This window comes from Rhizobium sp. P2_G2 (genome assembly GCF_056403555.1).
The window spans coordinates 1-1536 of sequence record NZ_JBFUFF010000252.1; the positions used below are offsets into that span (position 1 = coordinate 1).

Below are 1536 nucleotides of genomic sequence, written 5' to 3' on the forward strand. Positions count from 1 at the left end.
GTTCAATGCTGACCGGCGTCACAAGATAGCCAAGCAGAAATTTCAGGTCACGAATTGGCCGGCGTATAATGAAAGCTTGCGTCAACGCGGTGATTTGAGGATCTGGGTGAGTGATGAGGCGCTTTACTTGTGGGTGGCGCCGCGGCGGACATCTCGGGGCGGCCAGCCAAAATACTCGGATCTGGCGATTACGCTGTGCTTGACCCTGCGTATCGTCTACGGGCTGGCGCTGCGCCAGACCCAGGGCCTGATACGCAGCGTCGCGGCGCTGATGGAGTACGATATTGCCGTGCCTGACTTTTCCACCTTGTCACGCCGGAGCAAAGGGCTGGCGTTGCCGTCAGCAAAGCCTGGAGCCAGAGCGTCAGGTCCGGTCCATCTTGTCGTTGATAGCACGGGCTTGAAGGTCTTCGGCGAGGGCGAGTGGCTGGAAAGCAAGTATGAAACCAAGCGAAAACGCAAAAGATGGCGCAAACTGCACCTCGGCCTCGATCTTGTCAGCGGAGAGATTGTTTGTTCCGATCTGACCGCAGATGACATCGGCGACCCGACAGCTTTGCCTGACCTTCTGGATCAGATTGAAGCCCCCATCGCCAAGTTTATCGCCGATGGCGCCTATGATGGGGCGCCTACCCGTGATCTTCTTGCGACACGCTCTGGTGAGATCGTGGAGGTCATTATCCCACCTCCCAAGACTGCCGTTGCCAGCCGTCAAGCGATGCTGGCCCCATCTGTTCGCGACCGTCACATCGCCGAAATCGAGACGAACGGCCGGATGGCATGGCAAAAATCCACCGGCTACAATCAGCGCAGTCGAGTCGAGACCCACATGGGCGTCACGACACGAAAGTGGTGGATCTGTCCGACATTTGAGAACATGTAGTGATCATGCGGCGAGAATGGATGTTTCTCGCCGCAGTGGCCTGAGGTCGGCGCTGTCCGTCGGAGTCCAGATGTAATCGCCGGTGAGACTGATATGCTGCCACCCGAGTGGGGTGATGTGTTTGATCACATCGGGCGGCGTGGCGATGCCTTCCCGGTTGAGCTCGCCGAAGGCCGGTTCGAGATAAAGAGTGTTCCAGTAGACGATGGCATTGATCAGAAGGTTCAGCCCGGATGCCCGATAGAACTGGCTCTCGAAGGTCCTGTCCCGCAATTCTCCGAGACGGTTGAAGAACAGCGCGCGGGCCAAGGTGTTCTGGGATTCGCTCTTGTTGAGGCCGGCAGTCGCGTTCCGGCGCATTTCGGGATTCTGCCACCATTGGGGCAGGAAAATGGACCGATTGATACGCCCAAGATCTCGTAGAGCGAGCGCCAGTCCGTTCTGACGCGGGAATGCGGACAGCTTCGCCAGCAGGGTCGACGGACGGACTTGGCCGGAGCGGATCGTCGTGACGAGGCGCAGGATGTCATTCCAGTTTGCCTTGATCCGCTCAACATTGATGGGTTCGCCGACAAGTGATGCAAGGTTTTCGGGAGGCGTGTCGCCCGGGAAGAGATAAAGCCTGCGATCCTTGAGACCACGCAGCCGGGGCA

At 58.5% G+C, this 1536-nt stretch carries 2 protein-coding genes; one reads left to right on the forward strand and one right to left on the reverse strand.

All coding sequences use genetic code 11. The features are described 5' to 3' along the window. Positions 1-883, forward strand: an 883-nt coding sequence (locus AC1D06_RS42530; protein WP_477991584.1) for an IS5 family transposase, incomplete at its 5' end; no start/stop codon positions are given. A gap of 3 nt (positions 884-886) precedes the next feature. Here the strand turns inward: AC1D06_RS42530 and AC1D06_RS42535 are convergent. Next, on the reverse strand, positions 887-1536 hold a 650-nt coding region (locus tag AC1D06_RS42535), incomplete at its 5' end, for a Tn3 family transposase (RefSeq protein ID WP_477991586.1).